The following is a 16,595-nucleotide window of genomic DNA, read 5'->3' as shown; positions in this document are numbered from 1 at the left end:
ACGCCCGCATGATTCCGCGGTGCGGCCTGTCTCGTAGCTATGTGCTTTATCCATGGCTTTAGAATTGGATATTCAACGTTAGTTGCGAGACAGATGAGGTGAACATGGGGAAGCTGATCGGGTATGCGCGAGTGTCGACGCGACAACAGGATGCAGATCGCCAAGTGTCTGACCTCCTGGGCGCCGGCGTGCGACGCGATGACGTTTATGTTGACAGTGGAGTGTCTGGAAGTCGTGCGTCGCGTCCGCAGTTCGACCGAGCGGTGGCCGCGCTCGAAGAGGGCGACACACTGGTCATCACCACGCTGGACCGGCTGGGGCGATCGACGCAGAACATGCTGGCCTTCGCCGAAGCACTACGGGGGAGGGGCGCCGGGCTTCGGGTGCTGAATCTGGGTGGGGGAGACGTGGACACCGCCACCCCAATGGGCTCAATGGTCTTTACGGTCATGGCGGCGCTGGCGCAGATGGAGCTGGAGATCAAACGGGAGCGGATCACTGATTCGGTGGCCAAACGCCGGGCCGCCGGCAAGGACCTGGGCGGGCGCCGTCAGACCTTCACCGACTCCCAAATCCGCAACGCCCTGCGATTGATCGAGGGCGGGGAGCCGGCCACTCAGGTGGCCAAGGACCTCGGCATGTCCCGCGCGACCTTGTACCGGCGGATCCGGGAGCTGCCGCAAGCGACGACCATCTGAGGCCGTCGTCGCCGGTGGATATCGTGGTGCGTATGACGCACCTGAGCGAGCTTTTCATCGCACGGGGCAAACGGGCATGGCAACCACCCCCGGTTGCCTGAGCTCCGCATGGGGGCATCCGGGCCCGCTCGAGGTCCCTTTGCGGGCGCCCTCGGCCAAGGCGGAATATGCGAGTCTTCGCCGAAGCGCTGCGGGGCACAGGTGCCGGGTTGCGGGTGCTGGACCTCGGTGGGGGAGACGTGGACACCGTCACCCCGATGGGTTCGATGGTCTTCGCTGTCATGGCTGCCCTGGTGCAGATGGAACTGGAGATCAAGCGGGAGAGGATCACCGACTCGGTGGCCAAGCGCCGGACGGCCTGCCAAGACCTCGGCGGACGTCACCCAACCTTCACCGACTCCCGGATCCGCCAAGCGCTACGGCTGATCGAGTCCGGGGAGCCGGCCACCCGGATAGCACGGAACGTGGGCATGTCCCGGGTTGCCCTGTACCGCCGCATCCGCGAGCTGCCACCCCGGCCACGGTGTGTGCTCGGGCACCCCGGCCGCGGTGTGCGTTCGGGCGCACCGGCCGTGGGGTGCTCTGCCAGTACACCTCTCAAGAGGGACTCCCTCACCTTTGTTCTCCCTGATGGGATGGTGCAGTCGCTCCTCCGTCGGGCTTTGCCCGCACGCACGGGCAACCGCACGGACGGGCAACCCACCACGTCCGCCCGATCCGTTCCTCTGCCCCCACCGCATCAGGAGATCCTCTTGCTGACTGTCAACGCCTACGCCGCCCCCTCCTCGACCGCGCCGCTGGAGCCGACCACCATCACCCGCCGTGCGGTGGGCCCCCACGACGTGCTGATCGAGATTTCCTACGCCGGGATCTGCCACTCCGACATCCACACCGTCAACGGCGACTGGGGACCCCAGCCCTACCCCCTGGTGCCCGGTCACGAGATCGTGGGCGTCGTCGCTGAGGTCGGTTCCGAGGTCACCGGCCACGCCGTCGGGGACCCGGTCGGGGTGGGGTGCATGGTCGATTCCTGCGGACAGTGCACGAACTGCCGCAACGGTGATGAGCAGTACTGCCTGGCGGGCATGGTGCCCACCTACGGCGGGGCTGACCTGGATGGGACCATCACCCAGGGCGGCTATTCCACCCACGTGGTCGTCGACGCCGGCTTCGTGCTGTCCGTGCCCGAGTCCCTGGACTTCGCCGCCGTCGCGCCGCTGCTGTGTGCGGGGATCACCACCTACTCCCCGCTGCGCCGCTGGGGCGCCGGCCCAGGCCGGAAGGTCGCCGTCGTGGGCCTGGGCGGGCTGGGACACCTGGGCGTGAAGATCGCCCACGCGATGGGCGCGGAGGTGACCGTGCTCTCGCAGTCGCTGAAGAAGAAGGAGGACGGGCTGCGGCTGAGGGCGGAGCACTACTTCGCCACGTCGGACCCGGCGACCTTCGAGCAGCTGGCCGGTTCCTTCGACCTGGTCCTCAACACCGTCAGCGCCGTGATCGATGTGGACGCCTATCTGTCGCTGCTCACCGTCGACGGTGCGCTGGTCAACGTCGGGGCCCCGGCGAAGCCGCTGAGCCTCAACGTGTTCTCCCTCATCGGCGCCCGCCGCACCTACGCGGGGTCGATGATCGGCGGCATCGCCGAAACCCAGGAGATGCTCGACTTCTGCGCCGAGCACAGCATCGTCCCGGAGACCGAACTCATCGACGCCTCCTATATCAACGAGGCCTACCAGCGGGTGCTGGCCTCCGACGTGCGCTACCGCTTCGTCATCGACACCGCCACCCTGGCCTGAGCCCATCCCCAGTGCGGATACGCTCCGTGGCGTAGGCATCGCGGCCCATGTCCGCGTTGCCGGCCGAGGGAACACCAAGGGCCGGTCCTGCCGCCTTCGCCCTGCGCGCCCGCCGCACGGCCGTGATGCTCCTGGCCGTGATGACCGCGACACTGACTGCATGCAGCACCGCCGGCCCCAGCGGCCCCACCGCTGAGCCCCATCCCGCATCGATCCCCGCCACGAGGGAGGACACCGAGGACATGAGCACCCCATCCGCGGGAGCAAGCACCCCGATCACTCTCGACATCGAGGGCACCACGGTGACCGCGACCCTGTTCGACAACACCACCGCTCGCTCCCTGATCGACCAGCTGCCCCTGGAGCTGTCCTTCACCAACTACGGCGGCCAGGAAAAGATCGCCACCCTGCCGGCGCCGCTCCTACTCGAGGGAGTGCCGGCCGGGAACGACGCCGACCCCCTGACCAACGGCTACTACGCCCCGGACCAGGCCCTGGTGCTCTCCTACGAACACGTCGGGTACTACAGCGGCATCGACCGCCTGGGCGAGTTCGACGACCTCGAGGCGGTCCGTGACCACGACGGCGCCTTCACCGCCCGTCTGAACCGCAATGACTGAGGAACTCACCCACCTCGGAGCGCCTGTGGAGGCACCTCGCGCGACCACGGCAGGCCTTCCTTCATCCCGGTCGGATGCGTGCTGGATTCCTGCCGTCAGCGCAGAGAACCGTGCTGAGGGGTGTACTGGCAGGGTCTCCCTCGCATGCTGAGAGCGACCTACTCTGGCGGGATGGACAACCGCACCGAGGTCCGCGAGTTCCTCGTCTCGCGCCGGGCCAAGCTCACCCCGGACCGGGCCGGTCTGCCGGCCGGGGGCAACCGGCGGGTGCCGGGACTGCGCCGGAGCGAGGTCGCGGCCCTGGCCGGGGTGAGCGTGGAGTACTACGCCAAGCTCGAGCGCGGGGCGATCGCCGGGGCCTCCTCCTCGGTGCTGGAGGCGATCGCCGCCGCCCTGCGCCTGGACGACACCGAACGGGCGCACCTGCTCGATCTGGCGCGTGCGGCCGACGGCGTGTCCGCCGCTCGGCGCCCGCGCCGCCGGGCCTCGAAGCAGGCAACAGTCCGGCCGAGCCTGCAGTGGGCGCTGGAGTCGATCACCGACGGGGTGGCCTTCGTGCGCGATCAGCACCAGGACCTGCTGGCCACCAACGCCCTGGGCCGGGCCTTCTACGCCCCGCTGATCGGCGACGGTGGGCGCACCCCCAACCTGGCCCGCTTCCAGTTCCTGGATCCGGCCTCCCGGGACTTCTACCCCGACTGGGAGGTGTTCGCCGGCATGTGCGTGGCGATCATGCGCGCTGAGGCCGGGCGCGACCCGCACGACCGCGGCCTGCAGGACCTGGTGGGGGAGCTGTCCACCCGCAGCGAGACCTTCCGCACCCTGTGGGCCGCCCACGAGGTGCGGACCCACGGCACCGGCACCAAGCGCTTCCGCCACCCGTTGGTCGGGGAGCTGAGCCTGGCCTACGAGGAACTGGCCGTCACCGCCGAACCCGGGCAGGTCCTGATGATCTACACCGCCGAGCCCGGCTCGGCCTCGGCCGAACGGCTGCGGCTGCTCGCCTCCTGGGCCGCCGAGCACCCCGCCGCCGTCACCAACCACTGACCCGAGCTCCGGATCACGGGGCATCCACTGACGCGTCCACCCGCAGGACGCAGGCCGGACCGAATATCCGGATGCTGGAGCTGCGGACCCCGCTGGCCGAACACCATTGAAAGGACACCATGGAACTGACCGATCTTCTGCAGGAGCTCAACGCCGGGCGCACGATCACGGGGGACTCGCCCCTGCACGAGGTCATGCACCGGATCAGCCAAGAGGCCCTGCGCATCACCGGGGAGCTCAACAGCGGATACCAGGAACCGGCCCGGGTGCGGGAGCTGCTGGCCCAGCTCACCGGCAAGCCGGTGGACGAGTCGGTGACGGTGTTCCCGCCCTTCTACGCCGACTTCGGGAAGAACATCTCCCTCGGGAAACGGGTCTTCATCAACTCCGGGTGCACGTTCCAGGACCAGGGCGGGGTGGTCATCAGTGATGACTGCCTGATCGGGCACAACACGGTGCTGGCCACCCTCAACCACGACCTCGCCCCCAGCCGCCGGGCGGACATGCACCCGGCGCCCATCGTGATCGGGCGCAATGTGTGGATCGGGTCCAACGCCACGATCCTGCCCGGGGTGACGATCGGTGACGACGCCGTCGTGGCCGCTGCGTCGGTGGTGACCAAGGACGTGCCGGAGAAGTCCGTCGTGGTGGGCTCCCCAGCACGGATGGTGCGCTCCGTGAGCGACTGAACCGCACCGGCACCGCTTCGGCCGGGGAGCGACTCACACCTCGTCAACACCGACTGGTTTCTCCACGAAACCCCGGACAGGATCACGCGAATCCGCCGAGCCAGCGAGTGATCCACCGGTTCAATTCCAGCACGCACGGTGGGCGTCCTGCGTTCAAGGACAGAAGCGGTAGTCGCCATTGCGGGACCGACCAAATGACCAGGGATGGACGGGAAAGTACGAGGGACCCGAACCCTCCGCTTTACATATGGCCCCATATGGGCCGTTCATCTGAGGCTTCAAGGATGCCGAGGGCGGCGGAGCTGGCAGTCGTCGGCGCAGAGCATTTGTCGTTCCCCGGTTCTGATGTCTCGGATCCACACCACGTTGAGCCTAGGCATGGTGGCGAGGACGGTCCCGCTGTAGGTGGGGAAGCCGAACCGGTGGATGTCGAGGTGGTCCCCGCAGTGCAGGGTGGAGACATCGCGGACAGGCCGCAGGTCGGTCAGCATGGCGGGCTGTTCCTTCTCATGCGGGGCAACAACGGGTCGGGCCAGGCGGCATGCCCGGTGGGGCGAGGTGGCTGAGGTGTCGTGTGGCGCTGCCACTGATCGGTGGAACCGGCCGGTGGCAGCGTCTGGCGTCCTGGGGTCAGTGGACCAAAGTGGGGATCTTGGCGCGCAGTCCGGCTTCGGTCTGCTCCTGGGCGCGGGTTTTCTCCAGGGTGGTGGTGATCAGGTGCTTCGGGACCACCACGATGCCGTCGCTGTCGCCGATGATGGCGTCGCCGGGGTGGCAGACCACGTTGCCGCAGGCCACCGGGGCCCCGATGGTCCCGGGTCCGTATTTGAAGGGTCCGGCCGGGCTGATGCCGCGGGCGTAGGTGGGCAGGCCCATCGCCTGCAGTTCGGCGACGTCGCGGGTGGCGCCGTCGATGACGACTCCGGCGATGCCGCGGGCGATGCAGAGCTCTCCGAGGATGTCGCCGAAGCAGGCGCGGTTGGTGTCGCTGTTGGCGTTGATGACCAGCACATCACCGGGGCGGGCGTCGTCGAGGGCTCGGTGGATGGCGAGGTTGTCGCCTTCGCGGGTCTGGATGGGCAGCACGGTCCCGGCCAGGCGCAGTCCCGGGGTCACGGGGCGGATTGCGGCGTGCATGAGACCCATCCGGGACTGGGCGTCGCCGATGAGGGCGACCGGGAACTGGGCCAGTTCCTGGATGGGCCTCAGGGCTGGCCGGTCCCAGTCCGGGGTGAGCTGGAGGCTGTCGGTGGCTGCGGTGATGATCATGGTGGTTCTTCCTGGTGGTCTGGTGAGGGGATCAGCTGTAGGACGGGGCGGTGACGTCGTTGACCGCGGTGGCCGGGCGGTCCCCGGCCACCACCTGACGGATCGCGGCCAGAGCGTCGGTGCCGGCGGCCAGAAACGCCTCGGCGGTCTGCCCGGCCACGTGCGGGGTGACGACGAGGTTCGGCACCTGCGCCACATCGATCACCGAGTGAGGCAGCGGGTTTTTCATGTCCACGGACTCGCCCTCGAGCACGTCCAGACCGGCCCCGGCCAGGTGTCCTTCGACCAGGGCCTGGGCCAGGGCGGCCTCGTCGACCAGTCCACCGCGGGAGGTGTTGATCAGCACCGCCCCCGGCTTCATCGACGCCAGGGTGGCCGCGTCGATGAGGTGGGTGGTCTGTGGGGTCAGCGGTAGGTGGAGGCTGAGCACGTCCGCCCCGGTAATGACTTCCTGAGCGGTGGCGGGCCGGGCGCCGGTGGCCTCGACGGCGGCATCCTCCACGTAAGGGTCGTGGGCGACCACGTCCATGCCGAAGCCGTGGGCGATGGTGGCGACCATGCGGGCGATGTTGCCGAAGCCCAGCAGGCCCAGGGTGCGTCCGTGGAGTTCGAAGCCGTTGATCTGCGGTTTGAGCTCGGCCCAGGCTCCGGCGGCGGTGCCGGTGGCCCCGTAGGGGGTGCGGCGGGCCAGGGAGAGCAGCAGGGCGAAGACGTGCTCGGCCACGGCCCGGCTGTTGGAACCCGGGGTGGTGGTGACCCAGATCCCGGCGGTGGTGGCGGCGTCGATGTCGACGTTGTCGGTGCCCACCCCGTGGCGGGCGATGATGCGCAGGCGAGGGGAGGCGGCGATCTTGATCGCGTCGAAGCGTTCGGCCCGCAGCAGGACCGCTTCGACCTCGTGGCTGACCTCGGTGTAGTCCACGGCGGTTTCGCCGTAGCCCCGGTGCACCTGGCCCAGGGTGGTCAGCTCGGCGAGCACCTCGGGGTGGATGGGGTCGGAGACGTAGATGGTCGTCATGGGGTTCCTCGGTGGTGGGATCGGCCGCGGGTCAGCGGTAGAGGTGGGAGGAAGTGGTGGTGGTGTTGGTGCGGACCGCGCCCAGCACCACGGCCAGGCCCATCACCCCGAAGACCACGAGCATGTAGGCCGGCACCAGGGTGTTGCCGGTGGCGTCGATCATCCAGGTGGCGAAGTAGGGGCCTCCGGCGCCACCGATCACGGCTCCGACGCTGTGGCCGAAGGCCACCCCGGTGTGGCGGACCTCGACGGGGAAGAACTCGGGCATCGAGGCGTAGGTGCCGGCCTGGCAAAGGGCGTAGGGCACCATCCCGATCAGCAGCCCGATCATGGCCAGGGCCACCGAGCCGTTGTTCATGAGCATGAAGGAGGGGATGGTGACTGCGATGTAGAAGAGGTAGGAGGTGACCAGCACGCGCTTGGCGCCGATGCGGTTGCCCAGCTGCCCGGCCAGAGGAATCAGGAAGGCTGCGGCGACCACGGCGATGAGCACGATGTAGGAGGCTTCGGCCTTGGTGTAGCCCAGCACGGTGCTGAAGTAGACGGCGACGTAGACGGTGCCGATGTAGGTGCCCATGTTCTGCACCAGGGAGATGAAGAAGACCTTGGTCAGCGGCTTGCGGTGCTCACCGATCAGCCGGCCGAAGGGGGAGCCGGTGGTCTCCTTGGCGGTGGCGGCATTGGCGGTGAACTCGGGGCTGTCCTCGATCTTCAGGCGCATGATCAGGCACAGGATGCCCAGCGGAACGGCGATCATGAACGGGATCCGCCAGCCCCAGGACTCCATCGCCTCGGCCGGCACCAGGGTCGCGGCCAGGGCGGCCAGGCCGGCCGCGGACCCCTTGCCGAGCACGGCGATGCTGGGGATGAAGGAGATGTAGAGGTTGCGCCGCTCGATCGGTGCCCACTCGCGGATGTAGCTGGCGGCCCCGCCGATCTCACCGCCGGCGGAGAAGCCCTGGAGCATCCGCAGCACCCCGAGCAGGATCGGGGCCCAGATCCCGATCTGGGCGTAGGTGGGCAGTCCTGCGATCAGCCCGGCGGCGGCACTCATCAGAAGGATGGAGCCCACCAGGCTGGTGCGGCGGCCCATCCGGTCTCCGATCCAGCCGAAGAAGATCGCCCCCAGCGGGCGGACGATGAATGCGGTGCCGAAGATCAGGAACGTGTTGAGCAGCCCGGCCACCGGGTCGTCGCTGGGGAAGAACACCACCGCGATCGTGGCGGCCACGTAGCCGAAGACGCTGAAATCGTAGTACTCGATGAAGGTGCCGAAGGCCGCCACACCGGTGGCCTTCTTCGCCTTACGCTGCCGCTGGGGATCCACCGCGGGGGCGGTCAGCTGTGATGCCTGAGCCATCCGAACTCCTAAAAAATGGGACACTGTCCTGAAATGTCGATACAGTGTGAGTCGGGGCACGTAAAAGTGTCAAGGGCCACATCCTGACTGCGTCATGCCGGCTCAGAGGGTGCGGAGCTGGTCGGCAGTGCCCGGGCGGTAGCGTGATGAACGCGGTCTTGGCTCTCGCGGGGACCGGTGGGAGAAGAGCGAGCAGGCGGAGGGCAGGCGTGAACGAAACCACGGCATCGAGCAACGACCGGATCGTCGAGGTCCTGCATGCCTTGGTGGTCCGCCAAGAGGCGGCCGGGGTGCGGGAGCTGGCCGAGGAGCTGGGGGTCAGCCGCAGCACCGTCAACCGCATCCTGCTGGGACTGGTGGAGCAGGAGTTCGCTCTGCCCACTGCCAGTGGGGCCTACCGGGTCGGTCCGCGCCTGCGGGTGCTGGCTGCCGCACTGCACGCCCGCCACCCGCTGCTGGCCCGCAGCGGAGAGATCATCGAGGAGCTGGCGGAGCAGTCGGAGGCCACCGTGATCGTGGCCGTCCACGACGCCCCGCGCCCGCAGGCCGTGGTCGTGGCCCGACGGCGCCACCCCGCACCGGTGGCCTACTCCCTGGAGCCGGGCACGGTGTTGCCCTTGCACGCCGGGGCCACCGGGCGCGCCATCCTGGGTCGCACCGGCATCGATGCCCTGGGGCCCGAAGCACTGGAAGCCCGCACACCCGAAACCGTCACCGACCGGACCGAACTAGCCGAGCTGCTCAAGCAGGACCGCCGTGCCGGCTACGTCATCAGCATCGGCCAGCAGTTCCCGCTGGCCGCCGGGGCCGCTGCCGCCTTCTCCTGCCTGGGGCTGACCGGGTCGGTGTCGATCACCAAACCGCGCTACCTCACCGATGACGAGGATTTGGCTCGCTTCGGCCCGATGGCTCAGACGACCGCCCGAGCGATCGAAGACCAGTGCCCCACCCCACCGGTGCCGGCGAACCTCCCCTCGGGCACCACCCACCCGGCCGGGGGCACCGCCCTGGAGCGGATGACCCGGTTGCTGGCCATCCTGGTGGCCGAACCGGCCGGGGTCCACCCCGGCCAATCCCTGGCACGAGCGATCGGGGCGAACATCGCCACTACTCACCGGCTGGTCGCCACCGCCACGGCCACCGGGCTGGCCCTCACTGACGGCACGATCCTGCACCCGGGCCCGCGCCTGTTGCACTGGGCGGCCCGGTTAGGCCCCACCCGTGACATCGGCGCCCTCACCGGCCACATCCTGCGCGAGGTGGCCGAGACCACCGGGGAGACCATCGGGCTGGCCCAGCTGGAGCCCGCCACCGGCACCGTCGAGATGACCACCGTGATCAACGGCGTCCAGCCGCTGCACTACGGGCTGGCCTCCGGGGTGCACATTCCTCTCTACGCCGGGGCCGCCGGCAAGGCCATCCTCGCCCACTGCCCACCTGACACCCTTGAGCATCTCGAGTTGGAGCCGCTGACCGAGCGCACCCCCATCGACCGGCAGGCGCTGATCGATGACCTGCAGGCCATCCGTGACCGTGGCTGGGCCACCGCCGACGGTGAACGCATCCCCGACGCCTACGGACTCAGCGCCCCCTACTTCATCGACGGCACCATCGCCGGATCCATCACCGCCACCGTCGCCCGCTTCCGCGTCCCCCACCTCGACCTCGACGCCCTGGCAGACACCATGCAGGACGCCGCCCACCGCATCACCCGGCTACTCTCCCTTACCCCCACCCTTTGAACTTTCGAGGGCGCCCCGCCGGAACACCATCCAGCACGGGACGTCCGACGCCGGCCCCCGGAACGCGATCGAGGGCTCGCCGGATCCCGACGGGAGCGTCTGCATCGGCAGGGCGCCTCCGAAGTGGTCGGAAGGCGCCCTACGGGATGACAGCTGGTGACCGGCGTGCGGGCGAGGGCCTCAGATGGGATGTCAGGCGACGGTGGCGTGCTGCTGGGTGCCTGCGACGGCGGAGCTGCCCAGGTCGCTGCCGGGCAGGGGCTGTTGGGCGTTCAGGGCCTGGACCCAGGCGGCGGTCGAGGCGACGGCGGCCCAGTTGGAGTGCAGCAGGGTCATGAGCGTGGTGTGCACGGTCTCGGCGTTGACGGAGCCGGCCTCATTGGTGAGGTTGACCGCGCCCGTGGCGTCGGCGAGGACCTCGGTGGTGAAGCCGAGCCCTTCACCCTCGACGGCCGAGGCCAGGACACAGTTGTTCGTCATGTATCCGACCAGCGTGACGGTGTCCACGCCCTGCTCGCGAAGCCAGATGGAGACATCGGTGTCGGTGTAGACGGAGCCGTAGTGCTTCACGACGGTCTTCCAGTGCTCGGTGCGGCGCTGAGCCACCTCGGGGTGCAGTTGGAAGCCGGGCTGGGTCGGGTCGAACACCGGGGCGCCCTCACCCATCGTGTGCTGGACGGCGACGACGGGGATCCCGGCGGCGTGAGCCGCCTCGATCGCCTGGACGATGCGCGGGACCGACTCGCTGTGCGGCGGATGCTGGATCTCCAGTGGGCCGCCGCCGAAGTAGTCCTGCTGGACGTCGATGAGGACGAGTGCGCGCTGAGGGCTGGTCACGGGGGACTCCTTGGGGTTGTGGCGGTCGCGCAGCTGCGACCGCTGAAGCGGTACTTCTCCATCCTGAAGACACCCGCCAGGAACCACTAGTGGCGCAAAGGCCGACATACGATGAGATCGCGCCAAGGGTGAAGGGGGGCGGATGCGGATCGGGATCTACGCCTTCGACGGGATCACCATGTTCCACCTGTCGGTGCCGCAGATGGTCTTCGACGAGGTCGCCCGGCAGGGTTTGGGGGACTGGGACACCTTCCTGTTCGGCGACCGTCCGGGCAGGATCCGCAGCGCAGAGGGGTACGGCATCGAGGGCATCCACGGCCTCACGGCCGCAGAGGACGCCGATGTCCTGGTGATGCCGTCGTGGTTCCTCGACGGGCGCCCGGCCAGTGAGGCGGTGCGCGGCACGCTGAGGTCAGCCCATGCCGCCGAGGCCACGATCGTGGGCCTGTGTCTCGGGGCGATCCCGGTGGCCGATGCCGGACTGCTCGCCGGGCGCCCGGCCGTCACGCACTGGCAGGCCTTCGAACTGCTGGCGCAGCGGCACCCGGAGCTCGCCCTGGACGAGTCGGTGCTCTACCTCGACCACGGCGACGTCCTCACCTCGGCGGGCACCGCATCGGGGCTGGACGCCTGCCTGCACCTGGTCCGGTCACGCCTCGGGGCCGAGGCTGCGAACAGGGTGGCTCGGAGCCTGGTCATCGCCCCGCACCGTGAAGGCGGACAGGCCCAGTACATCGAGCGCCCACTGCCTCCCCGGCCCGACGACCACGCGATCTCCCGGGTCATGGACTGGACCGGGCAGCATCTGGGCGACCCCCTGTCGATCGAAGTGCTGGCCGCTGCGGCGCACATGAGCACCCGGACCTTCGTGCGCGCGTTCCGGGCGGCGACCGGGACCACACCGGCCACCTGGGTGCGGACACGGCGCCTGGACGAGGCCCGCCGGCTGCTGGAGACCACCGACCGGCCGATCGACACGATCGCCGCTGAGTGTGGCATCGGCAGCCCCGTGACACTGCGCCAAAACTTCGCAGCCGCCTTCAAGACCTCACCCTCGCAGTACCGTGCACGCTTCCGAGCCGAGGCAACCGACACCGGGAAGTGACCCCGCCGGTTCCGACGGGCAAGCGGTCGCTGGGTAGGCGCGTCAACGGTCATCTCTCGGGTGAGGTTGCGGGGAGACCGGACCGTGGCTGAGCGGTTCCCTGAGGGGCGATGCCCTTGTCGATGCGCCGGGAGAGCGTCCGCGGATCTTTCACCTCGCTTGACATGTATACCCCCTGGGGGTAACAGTAGGACGCAGTAATACCCCCTAGGGGTATCGCATAGTGGCGTGGTGGAATCTGCGCACCCTGTTCTGAGGAGCTCTCCGATGCCTGCTGCTGCCTCCGCCGTCGTGCGGCCCGACACCTCGAGGGGTTCTCGGGGTGGGCTGGTCCCGCTGTTGGTGATCGCCACCGCCCAGCTGATGCTGGTGCTCGACGACTCGATCGTGAACATCGCCCTGCCATCCATCCAGCGCGAGCTCGGGGTCTCGGCGGTGCACCTGCCGTGGGTCGTCAACGCCTACATCCTCGCGTTCGGGGCGCTGCTGCTGTTGGGCGGGCGGATCGGGGACCTCTGGGGGCGTCGCCGTACCCTGCAGGTCGGCATCACCGTCTTCATCATCGCCTCCCTGGCCGGAGGCCTCGGGCAGAGCACCGCCATGCTCGTCGTGGCGCGGGCCGTGCAGGGGATCGGCGCGGCGATGACCGCACCGAACGCCCTGGCCCTGATCGCCACGACCTTCTCCGATCGAAAGACGCGCGATCACGCGCTGTCGCTCTACGGGGCGATGTCCGGTCTGGGCATCGTGGTCGGGCTGCTGTTGGGCGGGGTGCTCACCGGCACGCTGGGCTGGCGGTGGGTGTTCTTCATCAACGTCCCCATCGGGCTGCTCGTCCTCCTGGGCTCGCGCACCCTGGTCGGTACCGAGCCGCACACCGGCCGGCTCGGCACCGTCGGGGCGGAGTTGGGTACCAGCGGGATGGTGGCTGTGGTGTACGCGATCACCCGGTTCGGTGAGGAGGGGTTCATCGACCCCCTCGCCTGGAGCCTCGTGGCCGCCGGGGTGGTGCTGCTGGCCGCGTTCACTCTCACGCAGTCGCGCAACCGCAGCCCTCTGGTGCCGTTGAGCCTGTTCCAGGACCGCAACCGCTCCGGGGCCTACCTCACCATGCTCCTGGTCGCCATCGGCCCGATGGGCACCTTCTACGTCATCACCCTCTACCTGCAACAGGTGCTCCAGTTCAGCCCGCTGCTCACCGGGATCTCCTGGCTGCCGTTCGCCCTCGGCATCGTCGTCGGTGCCGGGACCGCACCCAGTGTGTTGCTGCGCGTCGGCCCGCGCTACATCGCAGCACTGGGTGCGCTGCTCAGCGCCGCGGCGACCTTCTGGCTCTCGAGGATCACCGTTGAGGCCAACTACTGGGTGGATCTGGCCCCGGCGATGTTCCTCCTCGCCGTTGGCTTCGGGTCTGTCGCGGTCACCCTCACCCAGGCCGCGGTCTACCGTGTCGATCCGGACAAGGCCGGGATCGCCTCGGCACTGCTCAACTCCGCCCAGCAAATCGGCGTCGCTCTGGGCCTGGCCGTCCTGGCCGGGATTGCGGCCACCGTCTCCGCCGCCCCGCCGAACATGGCGTTGTCGACCGGGGAAGGCCTGGTCGCCGGATACGGCACCGCGATGGCCGTGGCCACCGGGCTCCTCCTCGCGGCCGCAGCACTGGCCCTGACCACCCTCAACGCCCGACCGGCGACCGAGGAGGAAACACCCGATCCTGCCGACGCCCTACCCGAAACGACACGCTGACACAGGCCCCAATATGGCCTGAGCCTGAATAGCCGCCTTGGGCGCCAACTCGGGCTTAGGACACCACTTTGCATATGGCCGGTTCTCGGACACCCGCAAGAGCGGCATTGCAGTAGGGGTTCCTCATTGGCACTCGATGCAGCACAAGTTTCAGGTTTGTTGGTGAGCCCTTGTCCGAGGAGAACACCGCCGGGCTCCGGGCACCATCATGGTTGTGCGATGTGGGTGTGCATGCGGACCCCTTCGTCGTTAAAAATGCTGAGCACCTGGGCGGGGTGTTTGCCGGTGGCGTTCATGGCGTGGGGCACGCGGGTGTCGAACTCGGCTGCTTCGCCGCGGGTGAGGACCAGGTCCTGCTCGCCCAGACGAAGCCGGAGCTTGCCGCTGAGCACGTAGAACCACTCGTACCCGTCGTGCACGCGCAGCTCCGGCAGCGTGTGCACGGGTGGGTAGGTGATCTTGTAGGTGTGGATCGCCGCTCCCTCCGGGGCGAGGGGGGCGATAGTGAGCCCGTCGCGGTGGACGACCGGGCGGCGCACCCGCGGATCGCGGGCCTGGGGCTGGAGCAGGTCGTCGATGCGGATGCCCAGCAACCGGGTCAGGGGCACCAACAGCTCCAGCGACGCCTGGCGTTTTCCCGACTCCAGCCGCGACAGCGTGCTGGCGGACATTCCGGCCTGCTCCGCGAGGTCATCCAAGGTCAGCCCGCGGGCGTGGCGTGCCGCGCGCAGCCGCGGTCTGACCTGCTCGAGTTCGTCATTCATCACGTCTCCCGTGCTCCGCCAGCAAATCCACTGTTTGCTGAATCTGCAAAATAGTTTGCCATATCTTCGATGCACTGCCCAGACTGGTCGTATGGAGAACACACAGTGGGATGTTGTGGTGATCGGTGGCGGTGCCGCGGGGCTCAGTGCCGCCCTGATGCTGGGGCGGGCGCGTCGGCGCACCCTGGTGGTTGACGCGGGCAGTCCCCGCAATCGGTACGCCGCGCACATGCACGGGGTGCTGGGCAATGAGGGCATGCCACCGGGGGAGCTCCTGGAGCGAGGCCGGGCCGAAGTGGCCGCCTACGCAGTGGAAATCACAACCGGGACGGTGGAGCGGGTGGATGAGACCATGGCCGGTGTCGAGGTGGCGCTGCACGGTCGGGCGCCGGTGCGGGCGCGGGCGGTGATCGTGGCGACCGGGATGACCGACGAGCTGCCCGAGGTCCCGGGACTCGCCGAGCGGTGGGGCACCAGCGTGCTGCACTGCCCCTACTGCCACGGCTGGGAAGTGGCCGATCAGCGGCTCGGCGTGCTCACGACCTCACCGCTGGGACTGCACCAGGCCCAGCTCATCCGGCAGTGGAGCCCGGACGTCACGGTATTCACAGCCGGGCTGGGACCTGTGGACATGGCCACCGAGTTCCGGCTTCGGGCCCGTGGCATCAACCTGGTGGCCTCCCCGGTCGTGGAGATCCTCGGGGTGGACGAGACCATCGAGGCGGTGCGCACCGCTGACGGCACGCTCACCCCGATTGACGCGCTCTTCACCGCCGGCACACCACGGCCCCACACCGCTTTCCTCGCCCACCTCGGCCTGGCCACCACGGACACGCCGATGGGCCGATTCCTGGAAGTGGATGCGACGGGAAAGACCAGCAGTGACCGCCTCTGGGCGATCGGCAACGTCACCAACCCGGTGCTGACCGTGCCCATGGCCATCGGCGCGGGCGCCCTCACCGGCGGGGCCGTCAACGCCGCCCTGGTCGCCGAGGACTTCGACCGCGCGGCCGCCGACCCCACCAACTGGGCAGGAGTCGCGCCGGCCGAGTTCTGGGAGCACCGCTACACCTCCTCCCGGCAGGTGTGGTCCGGGCGCGTCAACCAGGTCCTGTCCGAGACCACCACCGGCCTAACACCGGGCCGTGCCCTGGACCTGGGGTGCGGTGAAGGCGCAGACGCGATCTGGCTCGCCCAGCACGGCTGGGAGGCCACCGGCATCGACATCTCCGACACCGCGATCCGCCGCGCCACCGACGCCGCCCGCGCGGCCGGGATCCCCGAGGAACGGATCACCTTCACCGCAGTCGACCTCACCACCCTCGACCCGGGGGACCGGTACGACCTGGTCACGGCCAGCTTCTTGCACTCCCCGGTCGAACTGCCCCGCACACGGATCCTGCGTGCCGCCGCCGAGCACGTCGCACCGGGCGGGCACCTGCTCATCACCGCCCACGCCGCCGCCCCCAGCTGGGCGAATCTGCCAGAAGCCCTCGAGCCGAGATTCCTCACCCCGGCCGAAGAGATCGAGGAACTCGACCTCGACCCGGCACAGTGGAGGGTCCGCCTCGCCGAGACCCGCCCCCGGGAAACCACCGACCCCCAAGGAAACCCGGCGAGCATCGACGACTCGATCGTGCTCCTCCAACGCCGCTAGCTGTGTCCGGTGGCATCCCAGCAGCCCCATGCGCGTAGGACATACACATGGGGCCGCCGTGAAGAAACCCCAACCGTCAAAGCGCTGCACACATGCCCGGCTACCGGCCATTTTCCACGAGGCGATGTCGCAGTTGGGGTTCGGCGGATTCTGGCGGTCATTGCAACAACAGGTCGCCGATCACCTCGATCGGTTTTTGGAACTCTAGGCGTTTTCGGGGTCGGTCGTTGAGTTCGGCGGCCGCCGC

General features: G+C 68.9%; 15 protein-coding genes and 1 pseudogene. 10 read left to right on the top strand and 6 right to left on the bottom strand.

The window, feature by feature from the left end; genetic code table 11:
* Window positions 1-104: 104 nt before the first annotated feature.
* The 6 genes and pseudogenes from RE027_RS04040 (at window position 105) to RE027_RS04015 (ending at window position 4,850) form a co-directional block, all read left to right on the top strand.
* Window positions 105-698 (top strand): recombinase family protein, encoded by a 594-nt coding sequence (locus RE027_RS04040; protein ID WP_368806967.1) that lies wholly within the window; start codon window positions 105-107, stop codon window positions 696-698.
* 167 nt (window positions 699-865) lie between these two features.
* Window positions 866-1,180 (top strand): annotated as a pseudogene (locus RE027_RS04035) (recombinase family protein); the annotation flags it as partial.
* A gap of 270 nt (window positions 1,181-1,450) precedes the next feature.
* On the top strand, window positions 1,451-2,494 hold the full coding sequence (locus tag RE027_RS04030) for an NAD(P)-dependent alcohol dehydrogenase (RefSeq protein ID WP_368807250.1): 1,044 nt from the start codon (window positions 1,451-1,453) through the stop codon (window positions 2,492-2,494).
* Window positions 2,495-2,736: 242 nt separating this feature from the next.
* Entirely contained in the window at window positions 2,737-3,114 is a 378-nt protein-coding gene (locus RE027_RS04025) for a cyclophilin-like fold protein (protein WP_368806966.1), read from the top strand.
* A 171-nt stretch (window positions 3,115-3,285) separates the two neighbouring features.
* On the top strand, window positions 3,286-4,161 hold the full coding sequence (locus RE027_RS04020) for a helix-turn-helix domain-containing protein (protein WP_368806965.1): 876 nt from the start codon (window positions 3,286-3,288) through the stop codon (window positions 4,159-4,161).
* Window positions 4,162-4,280: 119 nt separating this feature from the next.
* Window positions 4,281-4,850 carry a DapH/DapD/GlmU-related protein gene (locus RE027_RS04015; RefSeq protein ID WP_368806964.1) on the top strand — a complete coding sequence of 190 codons (570 nt, stop codon included), beginning with the start codon at window positions 4,281-4,283 and terminating at the stop codon, window positions 4,848-4,850.
* Between the two features lie 278 nt (window positions 4,851-5,128).
* On the opposite strand, the gene RE027_RS04010 is transcribed toward RE027_RS04015, so the two are convergent.
* From RE027_RS04010 to RE027_RS03995, 4 genes are all read right to left on the bottom strand, one after another.
* Window positions 5,129-5,341, bottom strand: coding sequence for a hypothetical protein (locus RE027_RS04010; RefSeq protein WP_368806963.1), 213 nt, complete (start codon window positions 5,339-5,341; stop codon window positions 5,129-5,131).
* Window positions 5,342-5,480: 139 nt separating this feature from the next.
* Window positions 5,481-6,119: an RraA family protein gene (locus RE027_RS04005; protein ID WP_368806962.1), complete on the bottom strand. Its 639-nt coding sequence runs from the start codon at window positions 6,117-6,119 to the stop codon at window positions 5,481-5,483.
* Between the two features lie 31 nt (window positions 6,120-6,150).
* Entirely contained in the window at window positions 6,151-7,137 is a 987-nt protein-coding gene (locus RE027_RS04000) for a hydroxyacid dehydrogenase (protein ID WP_368806961.1), read from the bottom strand.
* A gap of 31 nt (window positions 7,138-7,168) precedes the next feature.
* Window positions 7,169-8,497 carry an MFS transporter gene (locus RE027_RS03995; RefSeq protein ID WP_368806960.1) on the bottom strand — a complete coding sequence of 443 codons (1,329 nt, stop codon included), beginning with the start codon at window positions 8,495-8,497 and terminating at the stop codon, window positions 7,169-7,171.
* 209 nt (window positions 8,498-8,706) lie between these two features.
* Between RE027_RS03995 and RE027_RS03990 the strand changes: the two genes are divergently transcribed.
* Window positions 8,707-10,239: an IclR family transcriptional regulator gene (locus RE027_RS03990; RefSeq protein ID WP_368806959.1), complete on the top strand. Its 1,533-nt coding sequence runs from the start codon at window positions 8,707-8,709 to the stop codon at window positions 10,237-10,239.
* A 192-nt stretch (window positions 10,240-10,431) separates the two neighbouring features.
* Here RE027_RS03990 and RE027_RS03985 read toward each other — a convergent pair whose 3' ends face one another.
* Window positions 10,432-11,076, bottom strand: coding sequence for an isochorismatase family protein (locus RE027_RS03985; RefSeq protein ID WP_368806958.1), 645 nt, complete (start codon window positions 11,074-11,076; stop codon window positions 10,432-10,434).
* A gap of 142 nt (window positions 11,077-11,218) precedes the next feature.
* On the opposite strand from RE027_RS03985, the gene RE027_RS03980 reads away from it, so the two are divergent.
* Both RE027_RS03980 and RE027_RS03975 read left to right on the top strand, forming a co-directional pair.
* A complete protein-coding gene (locus RE027_RS03980) occupies window positions 11,219-12,181 on the top strand; it encodes a GlxA family transcriptional regulator (protein ID WP_368806957.1) in 963 nt (320 codons plus the stop codon).
* A gap of 267 nt (window positions 12,182-12,448) precedes the next feature.
* Window positions 12,449-13,927 carry an MFS transporter gene (locus tag RE027_RS03975; protein WP_368806956.1) on the top strand — a complete coding sequence of 493 codons (1,479 nt, stop codon included), beginning with the start codon at window positions 12,449-12,451 and terminating at the stop codon, window positions 13,925-13,927.
* 206 nt (window positions 13,928-14,133) lie between these two features.
* Here the strand turns inward: RE027_RS03975 and RE027_RS03970 are convergent, their stop codons facing one another.
* Window positions 14,134-14,691, bottom strand: coding sequence for a helix-turn-helix domain-containing protein (locus tag RE027_RS03970; protein WP_368806955.1), 558 nt, complete (start codon window positions 14,689-14,691; stop codon window positions 14,134-14,136).
* A 91-nt stretch (window positions 14,692-14,782) separates the two neighbouring features.
* Here RE027_RS03970 and RE027_RS03965 point away from each other — a divergent pair, with 91 nt between their 5' ends.
* Window positions 14,783-16,348, top strand: a complete 1,566-nt coding sequence (locus tag RE027_RS03965) for an FAD-dependent oxidoreductase (protein WP_368806954.1) — start codon at window positions 14,783-14,785, stop codon at window positions 16,346-16,348.
* Window positions 16,349-16,595 lie beyond the last annotated feature (247 nt).

The organism is Kocuria sabuli, from assembly GCF_040981185.1.
Taxonomy (GTDB): domain Bacteria; phylum Actinomycetota; class Actinomycetes; order Actinomycetales; family Micrococcaceae; genus Kocuria; species Kocuria sabuli.
This window is presented reverse-complemented; position numbering and strand designations above follow the sequence as displayed.